Annotated in this window: 26 protein-coding genes; 10 read left to right on the top strand and 16 right to left on the bottom strand. The window is 69.0% G+C overall.

Annotation, left to right across the window (positions count from 1 at the left end; all coding sequences use genetic code 11):
• Positions 1 to 49: 49 nt before the first annotated feature.
• The 3 genes from FQ142_RS01170 to arr all read left to right on the top strand — a co-directional run bounded on the left by FQ142_RS01170 (position 50) and on the right by arr (position 1,097).
• Positions 50 to 286, top strand: coding sequence for a hypothetical protein (locus FQ142_RS01170; RefSeq protein WP_056414305.1), 237 nt, complete (start codon positions 50 to 52; stop codon positions 284 to 286).
• Positions 283 to 534, top strand: a complete 252-nt coding sequence (locus FQ142_RS01165) for a hypothetical protein (protein WP_149421893.1) — start codon at positions 283 to 285, stop codon at positions 532 to 534. Before FQ142_RS01170 ends, FQ142_RS01165 begins: the two co-directional genes overlap by 4 nt.
• A gap of 152 nt (positions 535 to 686) precedes the next feature.
• On the top strand, positions 687 to 1,097 hold the full coding sequence (arr, locus tag FQ142_RS01160) for an NAD(+)--rifampin ADP-ribosyltransferase (protein WP_149421892.1): 411 nt from the start codon (positions 687 to 689) through the stop codon (positions 1,095 to 1,097).
• Position 1,098: 1 nt separating this feature from the next.
• Here the strand turns inward: arr and FQ142_RS01155 are convergent, their stop codons facing one another.
• From FQ142_RS01155 to FQ142_RS01125, 7 genes are all read right to left on the bottom strand, one after another.
• A complete protein-coding gene (locus FQ142_RS01155) occupies positions 1,099 to 1,710 on the bottom strand; it encodes a Pr6Pr family membrane protein (protein ID WP_149421891.1) in 612 nt (203 codons plus the stop codon).
• 137 nt (positions 1,711 to 1,847) lie between these two features.
• Entirely contained in the window at positions 1,848 to 2,801 is a 954-nt protein-coding gene (locus FQ142_RS01150) for a sugar kinase (protein WP_149421890.1), read from the bottom strand.
• The gene (locus FQ142_RS01145) at positions 2,798 to 3,442 is read right to left on the bottom strand and encodes a bifunctional 4-hydroxy-2-oxoglutarate aldolase/2-dehydro-3-deoxy-phosphogluconate aldolase (protein ID WP_149421889.1); all 645 of its coding nucleotides are present in this window, start codon (positions 3,440 to 3,442) and stop codon (positions 2,798 to 2,800) included. Before FQ142_RS01145 ends, FQ142_RS01150 begins: the two co-directional genes overlap by 4 nt.
• Positions 3,432 to 4,658 carry a D-mannonate dehydratase ManD gene (gene manD / locus FQ142_RS01140; protein WP_149421888.1) on the bottom strand — a complete coding sequence of 409 codons (1,227 nt, stop codon included), beginning with the start codon at positions 4,656 to 4,658 and terminating at the stop codon, positions 3,432 to 3,434. Before manD ends, FQ142_RS01145 begins: the two co-directional genes overlap by 11 nt.
• Positions 4,659 to 4,737: 79 nt before the next feature.
• Complete coding sequence (locus tag FQ142_RS01135; protein ID WP_149421887.1) at positions 4,738 to 6,129, bottom strand: MFS transporter; 1,392 nt, start codon at positions 6,127 to 6,129, stop codon at positions 4,738 to 4,740.
• A 59-nt stretch (positions 6,130 to 6,188) separates the two neighbouring features.
• Positions 6,189 to 7,193 (bottom strand): L-idonate 5-dehydrogenase, encoded by a 1,005-nt coding sequence (locus FQ142_RS01130; RefSeq protein ID WP_149421886.1) that lies wholly within the window; start codon positions 7,191 to 7,193, stop codon positions 6,189 to 6,191.
• Positions 7,190 to 8,722, bottom strand: coding sequence for a mannitol dehydrogenase family protein (locus tag FQ142_RS01125; RefSeq protein WP_262492018.1), 1,533 nt, complete (start codon positions 8,720 to 8,722; stop codon positions 7,190 to 7,192). Before FQ142_RS01125 ends, FQ142_RS01130 begins: the two co-directional genes overlap by 4 nt.
• A 152-nt stretch (positions 8,723 to 8,874) precedes the next feature.
• Here FQ142_RS01125 and FQ142_RS01120 point away from each other — a divergent pair, with 152 nt between their 5' ends.
• Positions 8,875 to 9,837: a LacI family DNA-binding transcriptional regulator gene (locus tag FQ142_RS01120; RefSeq protein WP_149421884.1), complete on the top strand. Its 963-nt coding sequence runs from the start codon at positions 8,875 to 8,877 to the stop codon at positions 9,835 to 9,837.
• Positions 9,838 to 9,931: 94 nt separating this feature from the next.
• Here FQ142_RS01120 and FQ142_RS01115 read toward each other — a convergent pair whose 3' ends face one another.
• On the bottom strand, positions 9,932 to 10,297 hold the full coding sequence (locus FQ142_RS01115) for a cupin domain-containing protein (RefSeq protein WP_149421883.1): 366 nt from the start codon (positions 10,295 to 10,297) through the stop codon (positions 9,932 to 9,934).
• A 206-nt stretch (positions 10,298 to 10,503) separates the two neighbouring features.
• On the opposite strand from FQ142_RS01115, the gene FQ142_RS01110 reads away from it, so the two are divergent.
• On the top strand, positions 10,504 to 11,040 hold the full coding sequence (locus FQ142_RS01110; RefSeq protein ID WP_149421882.1) for an MOSC domain-containing protein: 537 nt from the start codon (positions 10,504 to 10,506) through the stop codon (positions 11,038 to 11,040).
• 40 nt (positions 11,041 to 11,080) lie between these two features.
• Here FQ142_RS01110 and FQ142_RS01105 read toward each other — a convergent pair whose 3' ends face one another.
• On the bottom strand, positions 11,081 to 11,707 hold the full coding sequence (locus tag FQ142_RS01105) for a response regulator transcription factor (RefSeq protein WP_149421881.1): 627 nt from the start codon (positions 11,705 to 11,707) through the stop codon (positions 11,081 to 11,083).
• Positions 11,704 to 12,888, bottom strand: a complete 1,185-nt coding sequence (locus FQ142_RS01100) for a sensor histidine kinase (RefSeq protein WP_149421880.1) — start codon at positions 12,886 to 12,888, stop codon at positions 11,704 to 11,706. Before FQ142_RS01100 ends, FQ142_RS01105 begins: the two co-directional genes overlap by 4 nt.
• 164 nt (positions 12,889 to 13,052) lie before the next feature.
• Here FQ142_RS01100 and FQ142_RS01095 point away from each other — a divergent pair, with 164 nt between their 5' ends.
• A complete protein-coding gene (locus tag FQ142_RS01095) occupies positions 13,053 to 14,123 on the top strand; it encodes an ABC transporter permease (RefSeq protein WP_149421879.1) in 1,071 nt (356 codons plus the stop codon).
• A complete protein-coding gene (locus FQ142_RS01090) occupies positions 14,120 to 14,815 on the top strand; it encodes an ABC transporter ATP-binding protein (RefSeq protein ID WP_149421878.1) in 696 nt (231 codons plus the stop codon). The genes FQ142_RS01095 and FQ142_RS01090 overlap by 4 nt, the downstream gene beginning before the upstream one ends.
• Before the next feature lie 64 nt (positions 14,816 to 14,879).
• Here FQ142_RS01090 and FQ142_RS01085 read toward each other — a convergent pair whose 3' ends face one another.
• Positions 14,880 to 15,692: a shikimate 5-dehydrogenase gene (locus tag FQ142_RS01085; RefSeq protein WP_149422643.1), complete on the bottom strand. Its 813-nt coding sequence runs from the start codon at positions 15,690 to 15,692 to the stop codon at positions 14,880 to 14,882.
• Between the two features lie 529 nt (positions 15,693 to 16,221).
• On the opposite strand from FQ142_RS01085, the gene FQ142_RS01080 reads away from it, so the two are divergent.
• Entirely contained in the window at positions 16,222 to 16,428 is a 207-nt protein-coding gene (locus tag FQ142_RS01080; RefSeq protein WP_042540947.1) for a cold-shock protein, read from the top strand.
• A gap of 218 nt (positions 16,429 to 16,646) precedes the next feature.
• Here FQ142_RS01080 and FQ142_RS01075 read toward each other — a convergent pair whose 3' ends face one another.
• Positions 16,647 to 17,312 carry an HAD hydrolase-like protein gene (locus FQ142_RS01075; RefSeq protein WP_149421877.1) on the bottom strand — a complete coding sequence of 222 codons (666 nt, stop codon included), beginning with the start codon at positions 17,310 to 17,312 and terminating at the stop codon, positions 16,647 to 16,649.
• Positions 17,313 to 17,375: 63 nt separating this feature from the next.
• Entirely contained in the window at positions 17,376 to 18,071 is a 696-nt protein-coding gene (gene nucS, locus FQ142_RS01070) for an endonuclease NucS (protein WP_149421876.1), read from the bottom strand.
• A gap of 147 nt (positions 18,072 to 18,218) precedes the next feature.
• Between nucS and FQ142_RS01065 the strand changes: the two genes are divergently transcribed.
• Positions 18,219 to 18,644, top strand: coding sequence for a response regulator (locus FQ142_RS01065; RefSeq protein WP_149421875.1), 426 nt, complete (start codon positions 18,219 to 18,221; stop codon positions 18,642 to 18,644).
• Positions 18,645 to 18,647: 3 nt separating this feature from the next.
• On the opposite strand, the gene FQ142_RS01060 is transcribed toward FQ142_RS01065, so the two are convergent.
• Complete coding sequence (locus tag FQ142_RS01060) at positions 18,648 to 19,895, bottom strand: MFS transporter (protein ID WP_149421874.1); 1,248 nt, start codon at positions 19,893 to 19,895, stop codon at positions 18,648 to 18,650.
• Positions 19,896 to 19,954: 59 nt separating this feature from the next.
• Here FQ142_RS01060 and FQ142_RS01055 point away from each other — a divergent pair, with 59 nt between their 5' ends.
• Complete coding sequence (locus FQ142_RS01055) at positions 19,955 to 21,016, top strand: LacI family DNA-binding transcriptional regulator (RefSeq protein WP_149421873.1); 1,062 nt, start codon at positions 19,955 to 19,957, stop codon at positions 21,014 to 21,016.
• 5 nt (positions 21,017 to 21,021) lie between these two features.
• Here the strand turns inward: FQ142_RS01055 and FQ142_RS01050 are convergent, their stop codons facing one another.
• Together FQ142_RS01050 and FQ142_RS01045 are read right to left on the bottom strand one after the other, a co-directional pair.
• Positions 21,022 to 22,521, bottom strand: a complete 1,500-nt coding sequence (locus FQ142_RS01050) for a hypothetical protein (RefSeq protein WP_149421872.1) — start codon at positions 22,519 to 22,521, stop codon at positions 21,022 to 21,024.
• A gap of 51 nt (positions 22,522 to 22,572) precedes the next feature.
• On the bottom strand, positions 22,573 to 22,899 hold the full coding sequence (locus tag FQ142_RS01045) for an L-rhamnose mutarotase (protein WP_149421871.1): 327 nt from the start codon (positions 22,897 to 22,899) through the stop codon (positions 22,573 to 22,575).
• Between the last annotated feature and the right edge of the window lie 22 nt (positions 22,900 to 22,921).

The following is a 22,921-nucleotide window of genomic DNA, read 5'->3' as shown; positions in this document are numbered from 1 at the left end:
CGCGGTCTCTCCCCGATCATGGAGATCCGACCACACGAGGAGGGCCACCATGTCGAACATCGATGCTTTCGCCAACAGCTTCCCGCCGGAGATGCCCGGGATTCCCCCCGTCGACGACTTCCGCGACGGCACGTTCCCGACGGACACCGCGCAGCCCCAGACCCAGGAAGACGATCCCCTCGACGCGGAGATCGGAGAGAACGGTCAGGGCGATCTCGCGCCCGAGGACGAGGGGGCTCCGCACAGCGGGGACGCCCCGACCGACCTGCGGGACGGCACCGAGTGAGCGACGGCCACGAAGGCACGGCCCCTGCCGGGGGAGCCGCGCCCTCGGAGGAGGGCATCGCCGCGCTCATCGAGGAGCGCGACGGCGACGACCCCGGGCAGGTGACGGATACCCCCGCAGGAGGAGCAGGCGCGGACTCGGGCGGGTCCGGCGCGGTACGCGTCGATCCGTCGTCGGAGTCATCCGTGGCTGACGAGTCGGTGCACAATGACGAACCCGGCGTGGGTACCCGTCGCTCGGGGGACTGACGGCGGAGAGAACGGCGCGTCGGGAGGAGAACCGCGCGTCGGGAGGAGCGGAGGCGACATCCCCTCCTCCCCACACGCAGTTCTCCTCCCTACGCGCGCGCCCCGCGCGAGGCGTCCTTCCGCAGCGCGCGGAGCGGTCGTAGGCTTCTGCGGTGAGTGACGTACGGGACGACGGCCCCTTCTTCCACGGCACCAAGGCCGATCTGCGACCGGGTGACCTGCTGACGGCAGGGTTCCGCTCGAACTACCGCCCTGAGATCGTGATGAACCACATCTACTTCACGGCCGTGGCCGACGGTGCCGGCCTTGCTGCGGAGCTCGCGCCCGGCGACCGCGAGCCGCGCGTCTACGAGGTCGAGGTGACCGGGGAGTTCGAGAACGACCCGAACGTGACCGACAAGAAGTTCCCGGGCAACCCGACCCGGTCATACCGCAGCACGGCATCGCTGCGAGTGATCCGCGAAGTGCACGACTGGACGCGCCTGACGCCGGAGGCTCTCACCGCGTGGCGGGAGCGGCTCGCCGCCATCCGCGACGATGAGCGTGGCGAGATCATCAACTGAGTCAGCGGCGGGCGATGCGGCGTGCGAGGGCGGCGAGGGTGCGATCGATCACCACGAACACCAGGCCGACGACGATGAGCGCCAGGGTCAGCGCCACGATCCACTGGGCGACGCCGCCGACTCCGAGGACGTCGACGTCCATGAACGGGTAGGGGTACTTCTGGCCGGGTGTGAACTCCCCGCCGAGAGTTCCGTAGACGAAGGCCCAGACGAGGTAGGCGTAGGGGATGAGCGTCCACAGCAGCGGATCGACCCACCGGAACGCGCCCTTGGGGACGAAGATCAGCCAGTCCGCGATCACCAGCAGCGGCGTGATGATGTGGATGAGGTTGTCGGTCAGCGAGAAGATGTCGGAGTCGCCGTCGGCGAATCTCGCCGGCACCAGGACGACCAGGTAGATGAGCATCGTGACGGTGATCGCCATCATCACCGCTCCGCTCGCTCGCGGACTCGGCGTCGAGGTGCCGGATGCCCCCGCCTCACGCAGATCGCGGGCCGTGCGCACGACGAGCAGAGCCACCCAGGCGAGGCAGAGCAGGTTGCTGACCATCGTGTAGAACAGCAGCGTCGTCCCGTTCGGGGCTCCGGTCAGCACGTCGGAATGCCGGACCACGCCGGTGACGATGACCGCGAGAGCGATGATCCGATAGACCAGCGCGACCGGTCGGGAGTTCAGTGCGGCGTGAGCGAACAGCGGGGTGCGGGGGGATTCGGAGACCCGAGTTCCGGATGCCGCCGCGGGCGCGACGTTCAGCGTCGCACCGGGTCGGCGTCGCCGTCGAGGAAGCGCTCGAGGTCGCGCAGCGACGGCGCGGCCTCCCAGTCGCCGGGCACGAGGCAGGCCATCGCGCCGCAGGCGTTCGCGCGCTGCAGAGTGCGCTCGACGTCGAGGCCGTCGAGCAGACCGCTCAGGTAGCCCGCGACGAAGGCATCTCCTGCACCGACCGTGTCGATGGGATCGATCGAGAAACCGGGGGCATCGACCACCGAGCCGTCGGTGAGGACCGACGCGCCCTCCGCGCCGCGCTTGAGCACGACCGTCGCGCATCCCGCGGAACGGAGCCGCGCTGCGGCCTCGTCGGCCGACAGCCCCGGGTAGAGGATCGCGAACTCCTCGGCGCCTCCGAACACGATGTCGGCGCGCTCGGCGAGCTCACGCAGCACCGGACCGGCCGTCTCGGCCGATGCCAGCGCAGAACGGTAGTTGATGTCGAACGTGACGGTGGCCCCCGCATCCCGCGCATGATCGATGGCCGAGTGCAGCGCTGCACGCGCCGTCTCGGACAACAGTGCGGTGATGCCGGTGAGATGCAGCAGCGAGGCGGCGGCGATCCACCCGTCGGGCAGGTCGTCGGGGTGCAGTCGGGATCCGGCCGACCCCGCTCGGTAGTACTGCACGGCCGTCGACGATGCAGACGGTCGCTCCTTCACCATCAACCCGGTCGGGGCTCCGGCATCGGCGATGACGCGCGCGTCGACGCCCTCGGCCCTGATGTCCCGCGCGACGCGCTCGCCGAGGGAGTCGTCGCCCACCCGTCCGAGCCACGACACGGCGACACCCAGGCGGGCGAGACCGATCGCCACGTTGCTCTCCGCGCCTCCGATGCCGAGCGCCATCGCGTGAGCATGCCGCAGCGAACCGATCTCGGTCGTGCGCATGAGCGCCATGGTCTCGCCCAGGGTGACCACGGAGGGCGAGGTCATCGAGCGCACACCTCGACGAAGGCCTGAGCCCGGTCGCGCAGCGCGGCGAGGTCGCCGCCCGAGAACGCATCGCCGAGCAGGGGCCCGCCGACGCTCACCGCGACCGCACCGGCCGCGAGCCACGCGGAGGCGCCGTCGAGGTCGACGCCACCTGACGGCACGGCCACCAGGTCGGGGAACGGGCCGCGAAGGTCCTTCAGGTATGCCGGACCGACCTGTCCTGCGGGGAAGATCTTGACCGCCGATGCACCGGCCGACCACGACGCGAACAGCTCGGTCGGGGTGAGGCCGCCGGGGACGATGGGCACACCCGCATCCGTGGCCTGCTGCACGAACGCGGTCGAGGTGATCGGAGTGACCAGGTAGTGGGCACCGGCGTCGACTGCCTGACCGAGGTCGGCCGACGACGTGACGGTGCCGATGCCGAGGTCTGCCACCTCGCCGAACTGCGTGAGCAGGCGGGGGAAGTGGTCGAACGTGCCGGGGGTGGTGAGCGTCAGCTCGACACTGCGGATGCCGGCATCGACCAGCACCTCGAGAACGGCGTCGTAGTCCTCTGCCCGCTTCGCACGGGCGACGACGATCAGACGGGACTCGACCGAGCGGGGCGGGAGCGCGATGCGGGGGGTGTCACCAGTCATGTACGGTCCCGTCGAGAAGTCGGTTCACCGGCAGATACGCCTTGGTGTATTCGTGAGCGGCTGCGGCCTCTTCGTCGAGCTCGACACCCAGACCCGGAAGGTCACCGGGGTGCAGGAATCCCTCGTCGAAGGTGAACGAGGTCTGGAAGACCTCGAGGGTCTTCTCATTGTGGGGCATGTACTCCTGGATGCCGAAATTGTGGATCGCCAGGTCGAGGTGCAGCGCGGCGGCCATGCCGACCGGGGAGATGTCGGTGGGTCCGTGGATGCCGGACTTGATGCCGTAGATCGCGGCGAAGTCGAGCAGCTTCTTCATGGCGGTGATGCCACCGGTGTGCGTGACGGCCGAGCGCACGTAGTCGATCAGTCGCTCGGTGATCAGCGTCTGGTAGTCGTACACCGAGTTGAAGACCTCGCCGATCGCGAGGGGTGTCGTGGAGTGCTGGCGCACAAGACGCAGCGCGGTCTGGTCCTCGCCGGGGGTGCAGTCCTCGAGCCAGAAGAGGTCGTAGGGTTCGATGTCCTTCGCGAAGCGCGCGGCCTCGATGGGCGACATCCGGTGATGTCCGTCGTGCAGGATGCGCAGATCGGTGCCGAACTCCTCGCGGATCTGGGCGAAGATCCCGGGCATGTGGCTGAGGTAGTTGCGGGTGTCCCAGGTCTCTTCGGCGGGGCGCGCACCCGAGCGCTTGGCCGGCTCGTAGTCGTAGCGCACGCCGGGTCCGGCGTTCGAGACGCCGTAGATCTGACCGAGACCCGGCACGCCGGTCTGCACGCGCACCGCGGTGTAGCCGAGCTCCTTGTAGCCGGTGATCGCGTTGGAGAGCGCCGCATAGTCGGTGCCCGAGGCGTGCGCGTACACCCGCACGCCCTCCCGGCTGGCGCCGCCGAGCAGCTGGTACAGCGGCATCCCGGCCTTCTTGGCCTTGATGTCCCACAGCGCCATGTCGACCGCGGCGATCGCCGCCATGGTCACAGGGCCTCGTCGCCAGTACGGTCCGCGGTAGAGGTACTGCCAGGTGTCTTCGATCCTGTCCTCGTCGCGGCCGACGAGCATCGACGCGACGTGCTCCGACAGGTAGGCGGCGACCGCGAGCTCGCGGCCGTTCAGCGTGGCGTCACCGAGGCCGGTGATGCCGTCGGAGGTCGTGATCTTCAGCGTCACGAAGTTGCGGCCGGGGCTGGTGATGGTGACGTCGACGAGCTCGATGGTCATTGCAGGGGTTCCTCAGCAGTGGGGGTGGAGTGGGGTGCGGCCGCGTGTCGCGGCCGCACCCCGAGTGGGTGCGGCGCGATCAGATCGCGTCGCGGGGGTCCGTCAGGTCGCGGCCTGCGACCTCGGGCATCCAGATCGAGGCGATGAGCGCGCTCAGGGTGAAGATGAACAGCATGATGATGATCGGGATGAACGAGCCGGTGGCGGCCGACACCCATGCGGCGGCGATGACGGGGCCTGCGCCGGTCGCGACGATGGCGGCGATCTCGCGTGCCATGGCCGTGAACGTGTACCGGTTGCGCGCACCGAACAGCTCGGGGAGCGTCAGGTTCTCGAGCGAGGCGAAGCTCATCACCGCGAGGTTGTGCAGCACGACGTAGCCGATGAAGACCTGCAGCGTGACACCGCTGCTGATCATGAGCATCGTCGGGACGATGACGATGAGTGCGATGACCGCCCAGATCATGTACATGCGCTTGCGGCCGAACCTGTCGCCGAGCCAGCCCGAGAGCGGGACGGTGATGAAGGCGACGAGCGACGAGACGATCACGGCGTTGACGCCGATCGAGCGGTCGAGCAGCAGCACGACGGTGATGTAGCTGATCAGGTAGGTCTGGATCATGCCCGAGTTGCCGGCCTGGCCGAACCGCAGCAGGAGGGCGATCGAGAACGCCTTCCAGGGCTTGCGCTCCATCGCCTCGAGGGTGCGCACGTCACCGGTCTCGGTGGCGAGCTTGATCGTGTCCTCCTTGGAGAGGGCCTTGCCGTCGACGACGTCCTCGCGCTCCTCGAAGACCGGGGTCTCCTTGAGGTTGAAGCGCACCCAGATGGCGAAGAGCATGATGACCGCGCTGCCGATGAACGGGATGCGCCATGCCCAGTCGATGACTTCCTGCTCGCTGTAGGCGACGAGCAGGATCGCCCAGATGCCGGAGGCGAGCAGCGTGCCGCAGTTCGTGCCCAGTGCGACGAGCGAGGCGATGATGCCGCGGCGCTTCGCCGGTGCGTACTCGGCGAGCATGACGCCCGCACCCGAGATCTCGGCACCCGCACCGAAGCCCTGCGCGATGCGCAGCAGCACGAGGAGGATCGGCGCGAGCACACCCACCTGGTTGTACGTGGGCAGGAAGCCGATCAGGGTGGTCGCGAGACCCATCAGCAGGATCGTGTAGAACAGCACCTTCGTGCGGCCGGTCTTGTCACCGAGACGGGCGAAGAAGAACGCGCCGACGGGGCGCGCGACGTAGCCGACGCCGTAGGTGGCCATCGCGGCGACGACCGCGACCGCGGGGTTCTCGGACGAGAAGAACAGGTCGGCGAACACGAGCGCGGCGGCCAGCGAGTAGAGCTGGTAGTCCATGAACTCGAGGGCGGTGCCGAGCCATCCGGAGATGGCTGCGCGCACGAGGTCGCGCACCGACCTCTTCTCGGCGGGATCGACGGCCGGGGCCGTCGTCTGGGCTTCTGACATGGGAGGTACTCCTTCGGACCGGGAACAGGTGGGGTGCGCGGGGGCGCGGAGGGGTGTGGCTAGAGGGACAGCAGGACCTTCGCCGAGGCGGACGAGTCGCGAGCGAGCTCGAGGGCCGCGACGGCGTCGGATGCCGGGATGACGTGGGAGATGACGGAGTCGAGCGCGTCGGACTCGGCGAGCAGGGCGATCGCATCGTCGATCTCGGTGGAGAAGCGGAACGCACCGCGGATCGTGAGCTCCTTGGCGAGCATCGGGGCGAGGTTCACTCCGATGTCGGCGTTGGGCAGCATCCCGACCTGCACGATGGTGCCGGCGCGGCGGGCCGCGCGGACGGCCGAGGAGAGCGCGACTCCGACGCCGGAGCACTCGAAGACGACGTCGTACGACTCGTCCTCGATCGTGTCGCGGCCGACGAGCGAGACCTCGGTCGCGCCGAGCGCCTGCGCGCGGTCGAGGGGCTCGGCGCGCACATCGCTGGCGCCCACGACGGATGCTCCGGCGTTGACCGCGGCGGCCACGACGAGCAGGCCGATGGGGCCGGCCCCGATCACGAGCACGCGCATGCCGGTGATGTCACCGGCGAGGCTCACGGCGTGGATCGCGACGGCCAGCGGCTCGGCGAGGGCTGCACGCTCGAGCGGAAGGGAGGCCGGCAGCACGCGGATCATCTGGTCTTCGACGATCAGGAGCTCGGATGCTCCACCCTGACGGTGCGGGTCCGCCGCGGCGCTGCCGAGGTAGTCGCCGCCGGAGCGCAGGTGCGGACGGTTCTCGAGGCCCGGGACCTCGGGTCCGTAGCGGGCGGGGTGCACGGTCACCGGTGTGCCGGGTGCGAGGCGCCCGGACGGATCGAGGTCGACGACGCCGGAGAGCTCGTGACCGGGGGTCAGGGGCTCGCGGATCGTGTACTCGCCGTTGGCGCCGTGGAAGTAGTAGTGCAGGTCGGACCCGCAGATGCCGACGTAGTTCACGCGGAGGCGCACCTCGCCCTCACCGGGGGTCGGGACCTCGCGGTCCTCCCAGCGGATGTCTTCCTTGCCGTGGATGGCGAGAGACTTCATGGCTGCGGCTCCTCTGCGCTGATGAGTGATGATGCGGTGGTCCGGGATGCCGAGACGGCATCCGCGATCGCGACGTCGACGCCGCGTCGCCGGATGATGTCGACGAGCTCGCCGACGCGGGCGATGAACGCATCCTGAGATCCGAGTCCATCACCGAACAGGTGCAGGTCGCCGATCACGCGCTGTGCGAGCTCACGACCGGTGCGGGCGCTCGCCGCGAATCCGGCGAGGCGCTCGCGGGCGCCGTCGGTCATCGCGGCGGCGTGCAGGCCGGGGTCGAACCCGGGCAGCGGAGCGATGCACGAGAGGTAGCCGGCGACCGTCAGAGCGATCAGGTGCGGCATCTCGCCCTTTCCGAGAGCGAGCAGTGCCGGCTCGGGGATGCGCTGACGCAGCTTGACCGAGCCGTCGGTGCCGACCTGGCTGGTGCGGTGGCCCAGCGCGCTGTTGGCCCAGCGCTCGAACAGCTCGCTCTCGTACGCACGGATGTCGACGCCGGAGGGCACCTCGATCGAGGGCTCGTACTCGTCACGCAGCACGGCGCGCGCGGCGCTCTCGATGCCGTCGAGTCCGATCGCCTCGGGGATCGTGGCCGCTCCGCTCAGAGCACCGAGGTAGGCGATGAGGGAGTGCGTGCCGTTGAGCAGCCGCACCTTCATCTGCTCGTAGCGTCCGACCTCGTCGGTGAAGACGGCGCCGCCGGCCTCCCACGCGGGGCGGCCGCCGGCGAAGCGGTCCTCGATCGCCCACATCGTGAACGGCTCGGCGGGCACGGGGATGTCGTCGCGGGCGCCCAGAAGGGCGCTGACACGGGTGCGCAGCTCGGCGGTGGTCGACGGCACGATGCGGTCGACCATGCTCGAGGGGAAGGTCACGGCGCGGTCGAGGAACGCGAGTGCGTCGGAGCCCTCGGAGCCGGGCAGTTCGGTGAGGAACTCGCGGACGAGCTTCTCGGTGTGCGCGCCGTTGGCCGACAGGTTGTCGCAGCTGAGGATCGAGAGGGGGGCACCGCCTGCGGCGGCTCTCGCCTGCAGCCCGCGGGCGAGCTGTCCGATGGTCGAACGGGGGGCACCGCCGCGGAGGTCGGCGCGCACGGTGTCGTCGTCGAGGTCGAGTGCCTGCGACGCGGGGGAGTAGCTGTAGCCCTTCTCGGTGACCGTCAGCGTCAGGATGCGGATGCCGTCGTCGGCGATCTGCGCGACGACGCGTTCGGGCTGCGCCGCGCCGACGAAGGCGTCGGTGTGCACGCCGGGGATGCTCAGGGAGGTGCTGCCGGGCGAGATGGTGGCCACCGAGTAGAGCATGTCCTGGGCGTGCATCGCGTCGACGATGGAGCGGGAACGCGAGGCGACGCCGATGATCCCCCAGTCGCCCCCGGCGGACTGCAGGGCGGCTGCCGTGTAGACGGCCTGGTGCGCACGGTGGAAGCTTCCGAGTCCGAGGTGCAGGATGCCGGCAGCCGAGGGGGCGGCTCCGGGGGTGGCGCTCGCGGGGGTGGTGCGGCGCAGGACCGGTGTGTCGTCGCTCACGCGGTGGCTCCTTCGCTCGGGGCCGCGCACCGCTGAGGGTGATCGGCGTTGATCGGCATGAAAATCAGTGTGCATTGTTTGTACAAACTTGTCAACCGGTTTTACATCGGGAGGGGGGATCGTAGGATTGCCTGCGAGGGTGGGAGGTCGACATGGCGGCGACGCTGACGGATGTGGCACGGCGCGCAGGCGTGTCGATCGCCACCGCCTCCCGCGCCTTCGGAGAGCCGGATCGCCTCGCCCCGAACACGCTCGGCCGCGTTCTCGAGGCTGCGGGTGAACTCGGGTACGCCGCGTCGCAGCAGGCCACCGCGACCCGCACCTTCGGGGTCGTCGTTCCCGACGTCGCCAACCCCGTCTACGCCACTCTCCTCAAGGCCGTGCAGGGTCAGGCCTGGCACGGGCGTCACCGCATCGTGCTGTTCGACGCCGACGAGGACCTGCGGCGCGAGCGCGAGCAGATCGAGCAGGCGCGCAAGCTCGACGGCATGCTGCTGTGCAGTCCGCGTCTGCCCGACGCCGATGTGCTCGAGCTCGTCGGCGACACCCCGTACGTCATCGTCAACCGTCAGATCGACGGCGCGCCCTGCGTGCTCATGGACACCGAGCACGGCCCGGCGCAGGCCATCGAGCATCTCGCGGCCCTGGGTCACACGCACATCGCCTACGCCGCGGGACCCCGCGGGTCCTGGGCGGATGCGCGCCGAGCCGACACGGTGGCCCGTGCGTGCGAGCGCCACGGGATCCTCCTCACCGGACTCAGCCATCACGCCGCGTCGATCCAGGGAGGCCGGGCCGCCGCTGCCCCGGCCGCCGCCAGCGGAGCCACGGCCGTGATCGCCTACAACGACCTCGTGGCTCTCGGACTCGAGGCGGGGCTGCTCGAACTCGGCAAGCGCTGCCCCGCCGACATCAGCATCGTCGGCATCGACGACATCGACCTCGCGGGCGCGGTCACCCCCGCGCTCACCACGGTGCGGATGCCGATCGAACGCAGCGGCGCGCTCGCCGTCGACCTGCTGCTGCAGGCGATGAGCGGCACCGCGATCGACGACGTCGTGACCCTCGGGTCTCAGCTGATCGTGCGCGCGTCGACGGCCGCTCCTGCCGCCTGACGCACGACCACCGCGCCTGCATCGAGGCGCGTATCGTCTCGCTGCTGCTCGCTCAACGACCGCGCCCGCGGGCAGCGCTCGGCCGCTTCTCTCGTCAGTCGAGTTCCTGCAGGTGCGAGGTCATTTCGCCCCCGGCGTCACCGGTGTTCACGGTGCCCTTCGGCTCGAACAGGATCGCGTGCACCTCGTCTGCCGCCTTCGGGCAGTGCTCGACGCCTCGCGGGACGACGAACACGTCATTCGCGTTCAGGACGACGTCGCGATCACGGAGCTGAATAGTCAGCTGTCCGCTCACGACCATGAAGAGTTCATCGGTGTCCGGGTGAGTGTGCCAGACGAACTCCCCCTGGATCTTGACGACCTTGACGTCGTAGTCATTGATGCTTGTCAATCGATGAGGCTGCCAGTGCGCGTCGACGACCGAGAGAGCGTCGAGCACATTGCGAACATCGTCTGTCATTCGCACAGCCTATCCGGCGGCTATGAGCGCCCCGCGTTCTCGGCGTGGGAGCCGAACTGCGGGTCCGTCAGGACCACATCGGGATTCTCGCGATCGGCGATGTCGTGCTCCGCCTCGACAGCGACTGATGTCCGTTGTCATCGAAGGCACTTGTGGCGGCGGTCGTGGGTTATCGCATGAACAGCACGCAGGTGGAGACTGGAGCCATGACATTCCCCCGCGTCGTCTCCGTCAGCAGTGATGACGAGCATCGCTTCACCAAGCCCCGCCGTGCGGCGATCACCCTCGTCGCCGGCCTGGGGGTGGAGGGGGACGCGCATTTCGGCGCAACGGTGCAGCATCTCTCCCGAGTTCGACGCGACCCCACGCAGCCCAACCTCCGCCAGGTTCACCTCATCCATCGAGAACTGCTCGATGAGGTCGACGCGGATGTCTCTCCGGGCGAGCTGGGTGAGAACATCACCACCGAGGGGATCGATCTGCTCGCCCTCACCCGAGGAACGCTGCTGAGGCTGGGAGCGGACGCCGTGGTAGAGGTGACGGGGCTGAGGAACCCGTGTCTGCAGATCGATCGATTCGAGTCCGGTCTGCTGAAGCAGGTCGTCGGGACCGACGCCCAAGGTCGCGCAGTGCGCAAGGCGGGAGTGATGGGCGTCGTGCGCGCAGGCGGTGTCGTGACACCCGGCGATCCGATCGTGGCGGAGATCCCTGCCGGAGCCGGTGAACCGCTCGCTCCCGTGTGAGCGTTGGATCCGGCCCGGATCCCGCGGGATGCTCCAGGTCTCAGCGGAGGATCCCCTTCTGGCGCGCCGCCGAGACCGCGGCGGTGCGTGAGCTGACATCGAGCTTCGAGAAGATGTGCGCGAGATGCGACTTCACGGTCCGCTCGCTGACGAAGAGCAGGTCAGCCACCTCGCTGTTCGAGCGCCCGGCGGCGACGAGTTCGAGCACCTCGATCTCACGGCTGCTGAGGCTGACACGGGGTGCGCGCATGCGATCCAGCAGACGGGAGGCGATCACCGGAGCGAGTGCGCTCTCTCCGGCGGCCGCTGCGCGCACGGCGGCGGTCAGCTCGTGCGGCGGCGCGTCCTTCAGCAGATAGCCGCTCGCGCCGGCCTCGACGGCGCCGAGGATGTCGGCATCCGAGTCGTAGTTCGTGAGCACGAGCACGTAGGGAGGCGCCTCGAGCGCACGGATGCGTCGGGTCGCGTCCACGCCCGTGGTCGGGGACTGGGCGCCGAACTGCAGGTCCATCAGCACCACGTCGGGATTCTCGCGCTCGGCGCAGCTCACGGCCTCTTCGGGTGCGCCTGCCTCGGCGACCACCTCGAGATCCGCTTCGAGACTGAACAGGGCGGCGAGGCCCGCCCGGACGATGGGGTGATCGTCGGCGATGACGAGGCGGATCATGCGAACTCCGTCAGGGGCAGATCGACGGTGAGTGTCGTTCCTCGACCCGACGCGGTGTCGATATCGAGCCGTCCGCCCAACTGCTGCACTCGCTCGGCGGTGGCGCGCAGCCCGAAGGAGTCCGACTTCCCGGCGGTCCCCGGTTCAGGAAGCTCCGCATCGAAACCGGTGCCGTCGTCCTCGACGGTGAAACGGAGGGTGTCGCCCTCGATGCCGATGGTGACCGTCGCCGTGGTCGCCTGGGCGTGCTGGAGGACGTTGGCGATCGCACCCTGCGTGATGCGCAGCAGTGCCGTCTGCAGATGCATGGGCAGCACGACCGTGTCGGACACGCGCACCTGCACGTCGAGTCCCTGCGTCGCCCACTGCGTGCGCGCCAGCCGACGCAGCGCCCCACCGAGGGTCTGATCGTCGAGCTGGGGAGGTGTCAGCTCGCGGATGAATCGCCGCGCCTCGATGAGATTCGCGGCAGCGGTCTCGCGGGCGAGGCGAATGTGCTCGATCCCCGGGCGCGTATCGTCGGCGCGTTCCGCGGCGTGCAGCAGCATCTGGATACTGGAGAGTCCTTGCGCGAGCGTGTCGTGGATCTCTCGGGCGAGCCGCGCGCGTTCAGCGAGCACGCCTGATTCGTGTTCCTGTGCAGCCAACTGTCCACGGGTCGCGAGCAGTTCGGTGACCAGCGCTTCGCGCTGCTGGGCCTCCTTCGCCAGAGCCTGGTAGCCGAGGCCGATCAGCAGGGCGACGCCGGCGCCGACGAACGGACCGACGACGCCGCCGACGCTCCACCCGCCGTGGAGGCCGAGTGCGCACACCGCGACGACCGTCGCCGCGAGGATGGCTGCGGATCCCAGCCAACGCCCCAGCAGATGGAGGAACAGGAAGAACAGGGGGAAGACGAGGTAGGCGGCATCGGCGCTCATCCAGAGCAGGCAGAGCCACTCTGCGGAGAGAAGCGCCAACCAGATCAGTGTCACCGGCCGTCGTCCGCGCGAGAGGCGAGCGAGCAGCATGCCCGAGGCGTACGTGACGCCGACGATCAGCGCCAACGCCGTCGCGGCAACGCTCGAATCCGACGGGTCGAGCACCGCGCGGGCGATGACGAGCCCCGTCAGGGCGAAGAAGAGAACGTGCAGACCCGTCCGCAGACCCACGAACACCGGGGTCAGAGCGGTATGCGCCATGGATCGAACTCTACGCCGCGGTACCGAACGGCCGCATCGTCCGAAAGGACGATCGAGGCGTCCTCATCCTGGGCGCGAAAGCTCGTCCCGGTGGCGGATGACCAGGATGACGCCCGCGGCGAAAGTGGAATGGTCGCCGTATCGGCGACAGGAAAGGCCACACCATGTTCGTCGCGTTACGCGATCTCCGCTTCGCCAAGGGGCGATTCATCCTCATCGGCTCGGTCGTCGCCCTCATCACCCTTCTCGTCGGGTTCCTCAGCGGACTGACGGGCGGCCTCGCCATCCAGAACGTCTCGGCCGTGCTCGCGCTGCCCGGAGACAGGATCGTGTTCTCCTCGCCCTCCGGCGGAGACGCTGCGGCCAGTTTCGCCGACTCCGCGATCACCGAGCAGCAGGCGATCGATTGGGCGGCGACGGCCGGGGTGACCGACGCACGCCCCCTCGGCATCAGCCAGACCCGTGCCGAGACCGCCGACACCCGTGCTGCGATCGCGGTGTTCGGTGTCGAGCCGGGGTTCGACGCCGATGCGCCCTCCGCAGACGGTCGGCTGCGACTATCGGTGCCCGCTGCGGAGGCGCTCGCCGTGAAGGCCGGAGAGCAGATCGAGATCGCCGGCGTCTCCTACGACGTCGAGACGGTCGAGGGAGACGCGTGGTACAGCCACACCCCGGTCGTGCAGATGACTCTGCACGACTGGCAGGCGTACTCGGCATCCACCGGCAACCCCGATGCCTACGCCACGGTCCTCGTCGTCTCGGGCGTCCCCGATGGGGATGCTGCGGACGCGGCGAACGACACGATCTCCGAGACCACCCTGGAATCGCTGACAGCCCTGAGCGCCTTCCGCTCCGAGATCGGATCGCTCCTGCTCATGGTGGCCATGCTCTTCGGCATCTCGGGACTCGTCATCGGGGCGTTCTTCACCGTCTGGACCATGCAGCGCAAGGGCGACGTCGCCATCCTCAAAGCGCTCGGGGCGAGCACGCGGTCCCTGATCCGCGACGCGCTGGGTCAGGCGCTGATCGTCCTTCTGGTCGGCATCGGAGTGGGGCTGGGGCTGGTCACCGTGCTGGGCCTGCTCGCCGGCACCGCTCTTCCGTTCCTGCTGAGCCCCGTCACGACCATCCTTCCCGGCGGGATCATGATCACCCTCGGCCTCGCGGGCGCTGCCTTCGCCCTACGATCCGTCACGTCCGCCGACCCTCTCACCGCCCTCGGGAGCAACCGATGATCCGTCTGACCGACATCACCCTGACCTTTCCCGACGGAGAGTCCCGCGTGACCGCCGTGGACGGCGTCTCCGTCACCGCCCACCCGGGAACGGTCACCGGCATCACGGGGCCCAGCGGCTCGGGCAAGTCGAGTCTGCTCGCCGTCGCCGGCACCCTCTTGCGTCCGGATTCCGGCGAGATCCTCATCGACGGGCATGACGTCACGGGGCTCAGCGCGGCAGAGGCGACGCGTCTGCGGCGGGACCGGATCGGAATCGTCTTCCAGCAGCCCAACCTCATCCCGTCCTTGACCGCCCGCGAGCAGCTGAGCGTCATGAACGAGCTCGGTGCTCCGCGCAGTCGACACGGTCGCGCCGAGACGACCGCTCGCGCGGAGGAGCTGCTCTCCGCGGTCGGCCTCTCCGAGCACGCGCACAAGAGGCCGCACCAGCTCTCCGGCGGACAGCGTCAGCGCGTCAACATCGCTCGAGCACTCATGAACGATCCGAGCGTGCTCCTGGTCGACGAGCCCACCAGCGCTCTCGATCAGGAACGCGGGGCCAGGATCATCGATCTCATCCTGCGGCTCACGGACGAACGAAACACGTCCACGCTGCTGGTCACGCACGACCTCGTGCATCTCCCGCGCATGCACGGGGTGCTGCACCTCGTCGACGGTCAGGTCGTCGATGCGGCCGTTCCGACGCGCTGAGCCGGGCCGGCTCGTCTGAGTTCTGCGTGAACGCGCACTCCCGCCCCGCCGCTCACTGGGCCGCTCACTGGGCCCGCATGAACTCCTCGGCGGCCTGCACCTGCTCGGCAGAGGGACGGATGCCGGTGTAGAGCACGAACTGCTCGAGCGCCTGCAGCGTCGCGACCTCGGCACCGGTGATGACCGTCTTGCCGGCCGCCCGGGCCGCGGTGATCAGCGGGGTCTCCGCGGGGAGGGCGACCACATCGAAGACCACCGATGCGGCGGCGATCTGCGCGTCGGTGAACGACACGGCGTGCTCGTCCGCACCTCCGGCCATGCCGATCGGGGTGATGTTGACGATCACGTCCGCGGTCACCGCCTCGGCATCCGCCGTCCAGTCGAAGCCGTACAGATCGGCCAGCGCGCGGCCGCGGCTCTCGTTGCGCGCGGCGACCGTGACGCGGGTGAATTCGGCGTCGCGGAACGCGGCCGCGGTCGCCTTCGCCATCCCGCCGGACCCGCGCAACAGGACGGATGCCGCGGGGTCGAGGCTGTTCTGCTCGATCAGCTGGGCGATCGCGCTGTAGTCGGTGTTGTACGCGGTGAGCACGCCCTCGTCGTTCACGATCGTGTTCACGGAGTCGATCGCGGTCGCGGACGGATCCATCCTGTCGACCAGCGCGATCACATCCTCTTTATAGGGCATGGAGATCGCGCATCCCCGGATGCCGAGTCCGCGCACACCCGCGATCGCCTGGGCGAGGTCGGTGGGGGCGAAGGCCTTGTAGATCCAGTTGAGGCCGAGCTCCTCGTAGAGGCGGTTGTGGAACCGGGTGCCGTTGTTGCTCGGGCGCGCCGAGAGCGAGATGCACAGCGTCATGTCCTTGTTCAGCATGGTCACCGCACCAGGCTACTCGCCGACGCTCTCCTCGAAATGCCGGGATGCAACCCCATGGCGAAGCCGCATCCACTCCCTTATGGTGAAGATGCATGCACAGGGGATCGATCGCCTCCGTCTTCCCCAGAGACGGACCGCCTTCCCCAGAGGCAAGGCGATCCGTGCATGCGATTGGGCCCTCTCGAGCGGTTCTGTCCCCAACGGGCCGCTCGAGAGGGCCGCTATCGGCGATCCTCTGATGATTTTCGGTTTTGTCCCCCAAATGGGGGACAAAACGGTTCCGGAGGGGTTAGTCTGGAATCTGACGCACCCTCCGGTCGTCTTCGGCCCTCATCGCTCCCCCCGCGGTGAGGGCCACACCATTTTCCGGGCGGCTCCGCGCGCCCGACGGATGACCTTCCATCACCGCTCGTGCAACATTTGGGTTACGGGCTGATCTCGGGACTTCCGCTCAGCGCGTGCTCCACTAGCGTGGAGCACGTCGGGGCATCCTGCGTCGGCTTCTTTCCAGCAGAACAGGCAGTACATGAGCACCCAGGGCACGGTTAAGTGGTTCAACTCGGAGAAGGGCTTCGGCTTCATCTCCCCCGACGACGGCGGCGCTGACGTTTTCGCGCACTACTCCGCCATCGAGTCATCCGGCTACCGCTCTCTCGAAGAGAACCAGCGAGTCGAGTTCGACGTGGCGCAGGGCCCCAAGGGCCTGCAGGCTGAGAACATCCGTCCGCTCTGAGAGCGGACGTCCATAGAGCTCCCCGACCGGGGGTTGCGATCCGTCGCGGCCGCTCGGCGGGGAGTTCTGTGCTTTGTGGGCGGGATTCAGCTGTGTTCTCCCGCCCGAGGGCCTGGAGATTCCGCCCTCTCGGGAGGAGATCTGCCCCTCGGGAGGATGCGTGCGGGCCGAGGGTCTCCCCCAGGGAGAGTTCTCCTCCCGAGACGTCGAGCCCGCGGTCAGTTCAGAAGCAGTGCGCGCAGTTCGTCGGCGGATGCTGCGCGGAAGGCCGCCTCATCGCCTTCATGCGTGTCACTGAAGCCCCACTCGACGAAGACCACGGGCACGCCGTTCGCGTTGCCGCCCTCGACGTCGTGGTGGCGGTCGCCGATCAGCACCGGCCGTGACACATCTGCGCCACGCTCGGCGAGACGACGCAGCGCCTCGGCCACGATGTCGGTCTTCGAGGCGAGGGTCGACTCGTCGGGGGTGGATCCGACCGTGGTGAGGAAGTACGGCCGCAGCGCGAAGAAGTCGATGATCGCATCGACCTGGATCTCGGGCTTCGAGCTCGCCGTCGCCTGAGGAACACCGGCGGCGTGCAGATCACGGATGATCTCGGGCACGCCGGGATAGGTCGCGACGTCAGTCGTGTACCCGTCCGCCTTGCCCAGGGTGCGGTAGAAGCTCACGGCCTCCGCGGACTCCTCGGGGGTCATGCCCGCCTGCGCCTGGAAGGACTGGAACATCGGCGGACCGATCCAGTGCACCAGCTCTTCCCTCGTCGGCGCCGGGTGCCCGAAGTGCGTGAGAGCGACATTCAGGCGGCGGAGGATGCCGACCGATGCGTCGGCGATCGTGCCGTCGACGTCCCAGAGCACACACGAATAGAGGGAAGAAGCCATGCCTTCCAGCCTATGGGCAGCGGGCGATGCGACCGACCGCGGTGAACATCTGTGCAGATGGGGTCAGAACAGACGCGGGATGCCGGACTCGATGCCCTTCATGTCGTCGTAGTCGAGCACGAGGCAGCGGATGCCGCGGTCTTCGGCGAGCACGCGCGCCTGCGGCTTGATCTCCTGGGCCGCGAAGACCCCCTGCACGGGGGCGAGGTGCGGATCGCGGCCGAGCAGCTCGAGGTATCTGGTCAGCTGCTCGACGCCGTCGATGTCACCGCGGCGCTTGATCTCGACGGCGATCGCGGCGCCGTCGGCATCCCGCACGAGAAGGTCGACCGGACCGATCGCCGTCGGATACTCGCGACGGACGAGCGTCGCGCCGTCGGAGATGCGGTCGACCTGCTCGGCTAGCAGGCGCTGCAGGTCGGCTTCGACACCGTCCTTCTGCAGCCCGGGGTCGATCCCCAGGTCGTGCTGCGTGTCGTGCAGGATCTCGTAGATCTGCACACGCAGGGCATCGCCGGTCTTCTTGTGCGTGACACGCCAGACCTCGGTGACGCCGGCGATCGACTCCTCCTCGCCGGGCTGCTCGGAAGAGAGGGAGCACGGCGGGCTCATCCAGTTCAGCGGCTTGTAGCTGCCGCCGTCCGAGTGCACGAGCAGACTCCCGTCTCCCTTGTGCACGAGAAGACGCGTGGCGAGCGGGAGGTGGGCATTGAGCCGCCCGGTGTAATCCACGGAGCAGCGGGCGATGACGAGACGCACCGTTCGAGCCTACTTCGTCGGACGCACTCCTCCTGCGGCGACGGTCTCGGTCGCCGGTGTTTCCCCATTTCCCGTGCCGCCGCCATCTTCCGCGATCGTGCCGGACTGGATCCTGACATTCTGGGCGAGCAGACCGAAGATGAGGAGATGACCGTGTCGATCGAACTGGTGACGATGATCGTGACCGTCGCCTCGACGCTGCTGGGACTCGCCGCCGGGTTCGGGTGGATGATCACCCGCACGGACGCACGGTTCGAGAGTTTCGAGCAGCGGATGGATGCGCGGTTCGAGCGGGCGGAACTGCAGACGGACGCGCGGTTCACGAGATCCGAGCAGCGGACGAATGCGCTGCTCGAGAGTTTCGAACAGCGGATGGATGCCCGGTTCGAGAGTTTCGAGCAGCGGATGGACGCGCGGTTCGAGAGGGCGGAACGGCGGATGGATGCACGGTTCGAGAAGTCCGAGCAGCGCGCGGATGCGCGGTTCGACCGACTGGAGATGGATATCGGCGAGGTGAAGATCGCGATCGCGCGGCTCGAAGGCCCGACGCCGCGCCTTCTGGTCACACGCTGACGTTCAGTCCTTCGTCGCGGCCACAGGCTCTGCTGACATCTCGTCCTGGCGCAGCGGGCGCGCGGCGCCCGAGAACAGACCGGACATGACGACGAGGGCGACGAGGATGAACAGGGTGTTCAGCAGGCCGATGTGCTCGCTGATGAAGCCGAGGACCGGCGGGCCGCCGAGGAAGGAGATGTAGCCGATGGTCGCCGCGGCGCTCACCCGCGCGGCCGCCTTGGCCGGGTCGTCGGCGGCGGCGGACATGCCCAGGGGGAACCCGAGCGAGGCTCCGACGCCCCACAGGGCTGCGCCCACGAACACCAGCGGCAGACTCGGCGCGAGGATGAACAGCAAGATGCCGGATGCCGCGGCCACCGCGAGGATGCGCAGCACCGCCACGCGGCCGAAACGGTCGACGAGAGGTCCGCCGAAGACGCGCACGACGGTCATCGCGACGGAGAAGGTGGCGAGGGCGGCCGCACCGAGGGCCGTTCCGCCGCCGTGATCCTCGGCGACGCCGAGCGCGAGCCAGTCATTGGCCCCGCCCTCGGCGAACGACATCCCGAGCATGACCACGCCGATCGCGTAGGTGCGCGGCTCTCGCCAGGCCGACATCGCGACGTGCATCCGCTCGCGCCAGCGCCGCTTCTCGCCGTCGTCCTCGCTCGGATCGAGCGCCTCCTGGCGTCGGGGAACGCTGGCGATGCTGACGACACCGATCGCGGCGATCAGCACCGCGATGACGAGGGTGTGCGTGAAGACAGTGATCTGCAGCTGCGCGGCGAGTGCTCCGAGCCCGGCTCCGATGACCGTGCCGAAGCTGAAGAAGGCGTGGAACAGCGGGAGGATCGTCTTGCCCGAGTGCTGCTCGATCGCCGTGGCCTCGACGTTCATCATGACGTCGACGCATCCGTTGCCGAGGCCGAAGAGCACCAGTCCGATCAGGACCACCGAATACGAGCCGACGACGTTCGTGCCGATGCCGATCAGGGCGACGCCCGAGGCGAAAGTGAAGATCGAGACCATCATCCCGGTGCGCGCACCGGTGCGCGCCATGATCGCGGGGCTCGTCGAGATGCCGATGATGGACGCGATCCCGGCGCCGAGCAGCAGCATGCCGACCTGCGCCTTGTCGACCTCGAGGGCGAGCTTGATGTCGGGGACCCGCGATGCCCAGGTGGCGATCGACAGACCGCTGGCGAGGAAGATCGCGAAGATCGCCGTGCGCCAGCGCACATACTGCGACCGGGAGAGAGCCGTGTCCATCGGATCAGCATATCGAATCGATTCGATCGCGCGGAACCTGGGGGAGCTATCCTCGGAGTATGACCAGTCACGACACCCCGCGCCGCGCGACGATCGCCGACGTCGCCCGCGCGGCAGGGGTGGCCACGTCGACGGCATCCGTCGTCTTCAGCGGCAAGGCGAGTGTGGCCGCAGCCACCCGTGAGCGCGTGCTCGCCGCGGCGGCCGACCTGGGCTACGCGGGTCCCGACCCTCGTGCGGCCTCGCTGCGTCGCGGACGCAGCGGCATCGTCGCGGTCGTGCTCGAGGGACACCTGCGCGCGGCGTTCCTCGATCCGGTGACCACCGCGATGATGGACGGCCTGACCGACGGACTCGCGGACATGAGCGCCGGCATCCTCCTCATGCGAGATGACCCGGGCGACGACGGCTCCCCTCTCTCGAATGCGCCGGTCGATGCGGTCGTTCTGATCGGCTGCTCGGGTCGCACCAAGGCATCGCTCGACATCGTCCGCAGCCGCGGGCTTCCGGTCGTGGTGATCGAGGGCGATGCGGGCGAGGGGATCCCGAGGATCACTCTCGACAACACCGCCGCGGCCGCCGATGTCGCGCGCCACCTGTACGACCTCGGGCACCGCGAGGTCGCCCTGGTGACCCTGCCCCTCGACACCGGGGGAGGACGAGCACCGGTGACGCAGGAGCGTATCGCCGCGGCGACGGTCGACGTCACGGTCGATCGCCTCGCCGGTATGCGCGAGGTGTTCCCGACGGCTCCCGCGATCTCGGCGGGCGGCAGCCTGATCGACGAGGGACTGCTCGCAGGTCGAATGCTGCTCGCGGATCCCGCCACGCGACCGACGGCGATCCTCGCGCAGAGCGACCTGATCGCGGTCGGCGTCATCCGTGCGGCGGAGGAACTCGGACTGCGTGTGCCCGAGGACCTCTCGGTGGCCGGATTCGACGGGATCGCCGCAGACGGCCTCGGCGATCTCGTGCTCACGACGAGCGTGCAGCCGGCTGTCGAGAAGGGACGTGCGGCCGGCGAGCAGGTCGCCCGGATGCTGCAGGGCGAGATCGGACTCACCCTGCACCTGACGTGCCGGTTCCGCGAGGGAACGACGACGGCACCGCCGGTGCGCTGACCCTGTCAGCTGTGGGCGGGACCGATCGGCAGCGTCGACGTCCCGAAGTCGCGGATCGTATAGCGCCCGCAGTCGATGATGTCCGTGGGCACGACAGCCTGCGGAAGCTCCCATGGCACCGTCTGCGAGTCCTCGACGAGGAACGAGACCTCGCCGACATCGGCGTCGTGGCGGTTCACGAGCCAGGCGTAGGCGTTCAGCCGGTGATCCACCTGCACCAGCTGCGACGGATCGTCGAGGTGGAGCTTCGGGAGCCGCACCGTCCAGAACTGCCCGGCTCCGGTGCGACCGGACGCCTCGACCCAGTCGGTGACGCACGCGAGGTCGGCATCGGGGGCGGAGGCTGCGGCGGTGAGCCGCGGCACGCTGAGGCCGCCCCCGACCAGCAGGAGGACGCCGGCGACGGCGGCGGTGCGGCGGCGCAGATCGGCCGACACCCGGAGCGTCGTCGGCCAGGCCACGAGCGCGAGCACCGGCGCGAACGCGAGGGGTTGCAGGTAGCGCGAGGCATGGGTGCCGAGCACGACCGCTCCGACGACGACGACCGACGGCGTCGCCCACGCCACGGCCGCGATCAGGCGCGCGCCGACATCGGGTGACCGAGTGGTGCGCACGACGGCGAGGGCCAGCAGCGCGGCGGTGATCAGCAAGCCGACGAGCCCGAAGGGCGAGACGATCCGATCGCCGAGCAGCCCCAGGTAATACTCGGCGGAGTCCCGCCAATGGCTCGGCTGCGCGTATCCCGCGCCCGTGTTGGCGATCCATGCCGCGAACGGAATACGAGCGAGCATCCCCGCTGCCGCTGCTCCGAGGAGAAGCGCTGAGAGCATCAGGATGCGGGTGCGCTGCGGTGCGCGGACGGCTAGGACGACGAGCACGAGCACGAGAGGTGCGACGCCCCACGCGATGAAGAGGGGATTTGAGAACGTCGACACCAGCGCGACCGCGGCGAGGACGATGACCATAGCCGGGCTGCGCGACTCGCGGTCGAGGATGCGGCGCACGAGCCCGACCGCGAGCACGACCGCGACGACGGTCGCCGAGTAGTACGTGGTGGTCGCCTGCAGCGAGGCGAGTTCGAGGGCCTCACGCGACGACGAGACCTCGGTCATCGCCGAGGCGCCGAAAGCGCCCAGGGCGAGCAGAGACCAGGCGATCGGGGCATGCCCCGGTCGGGAGCGTCCGGCGACCAGGCGGATCGCGCCGTACAGCGCAAGGAGGTTCACCACCGCACTCGCAGCGAGGACTCCGTTCGTGCCGAGCGGCAGCACGATGTCCAGCGCGGTGAACGCGGCGGACTCGGGCACGAACAGCACGCTCGACATCGCCCAGTCGAGCGGCTGCCCGGAGAGCACGGAACGGGCGAGCATCGCGACGACCAGTGAGTCGCCGTCGCGGAACAGCAGTTCGGCGCGAGGAGAGGCCGCGACCGCGGCGACGCTGATCAGCGAGATGGCTGCGGCGAGGATCCACCCCGACAGCTCCCGCATCCACACCCGTGTCACGGGGCTACTCTGTCACGCGTTCCGAGCGCCCACCTGCCCGGTACCCGGATGTCAGGAGACCTGCGTGCGCAGATCCCAGATCTCCTCGAGCGGCGCCGTACCCTCTGCCCCCTCGGCATCGCGGAACACCTCGACGAAACGGCCGATGTCGGCCTGCCAGGCGTGATCGGCCGGGTCGTCCTGCAGCGCGGCGATCGCGGCATCCCAGTCTTCGCAGTCGACGAGGTGGAAGAGACGGTGGCCGGAGCGCCAGATCGTCCAGTCGCGGATGCCGATGCGATCGAACGTCGCGGCGAGGGCGTCGGGGATGCGGACGTGAGCGGAGCGGTAGCGGTCGATCGCGCCGTCGCGGATCTCGGAGTGCAGGGCGATGCGCATGGGGCCTCTCATCGGTGCGGGT

It is taken from the genome of Microbacterium sp. ANT_H45B, assembly GCF_008369345.1.
Lineage (GTDB): Bacteria > Actinomycetota > Actinomycetes > Actinomycetales > Microbacteriaceae > Microbacterium.
Note: the sequence above shows the minus strand (reverse complement) of the source record. Positions and strands in the feature narration are given on the sequence as shown.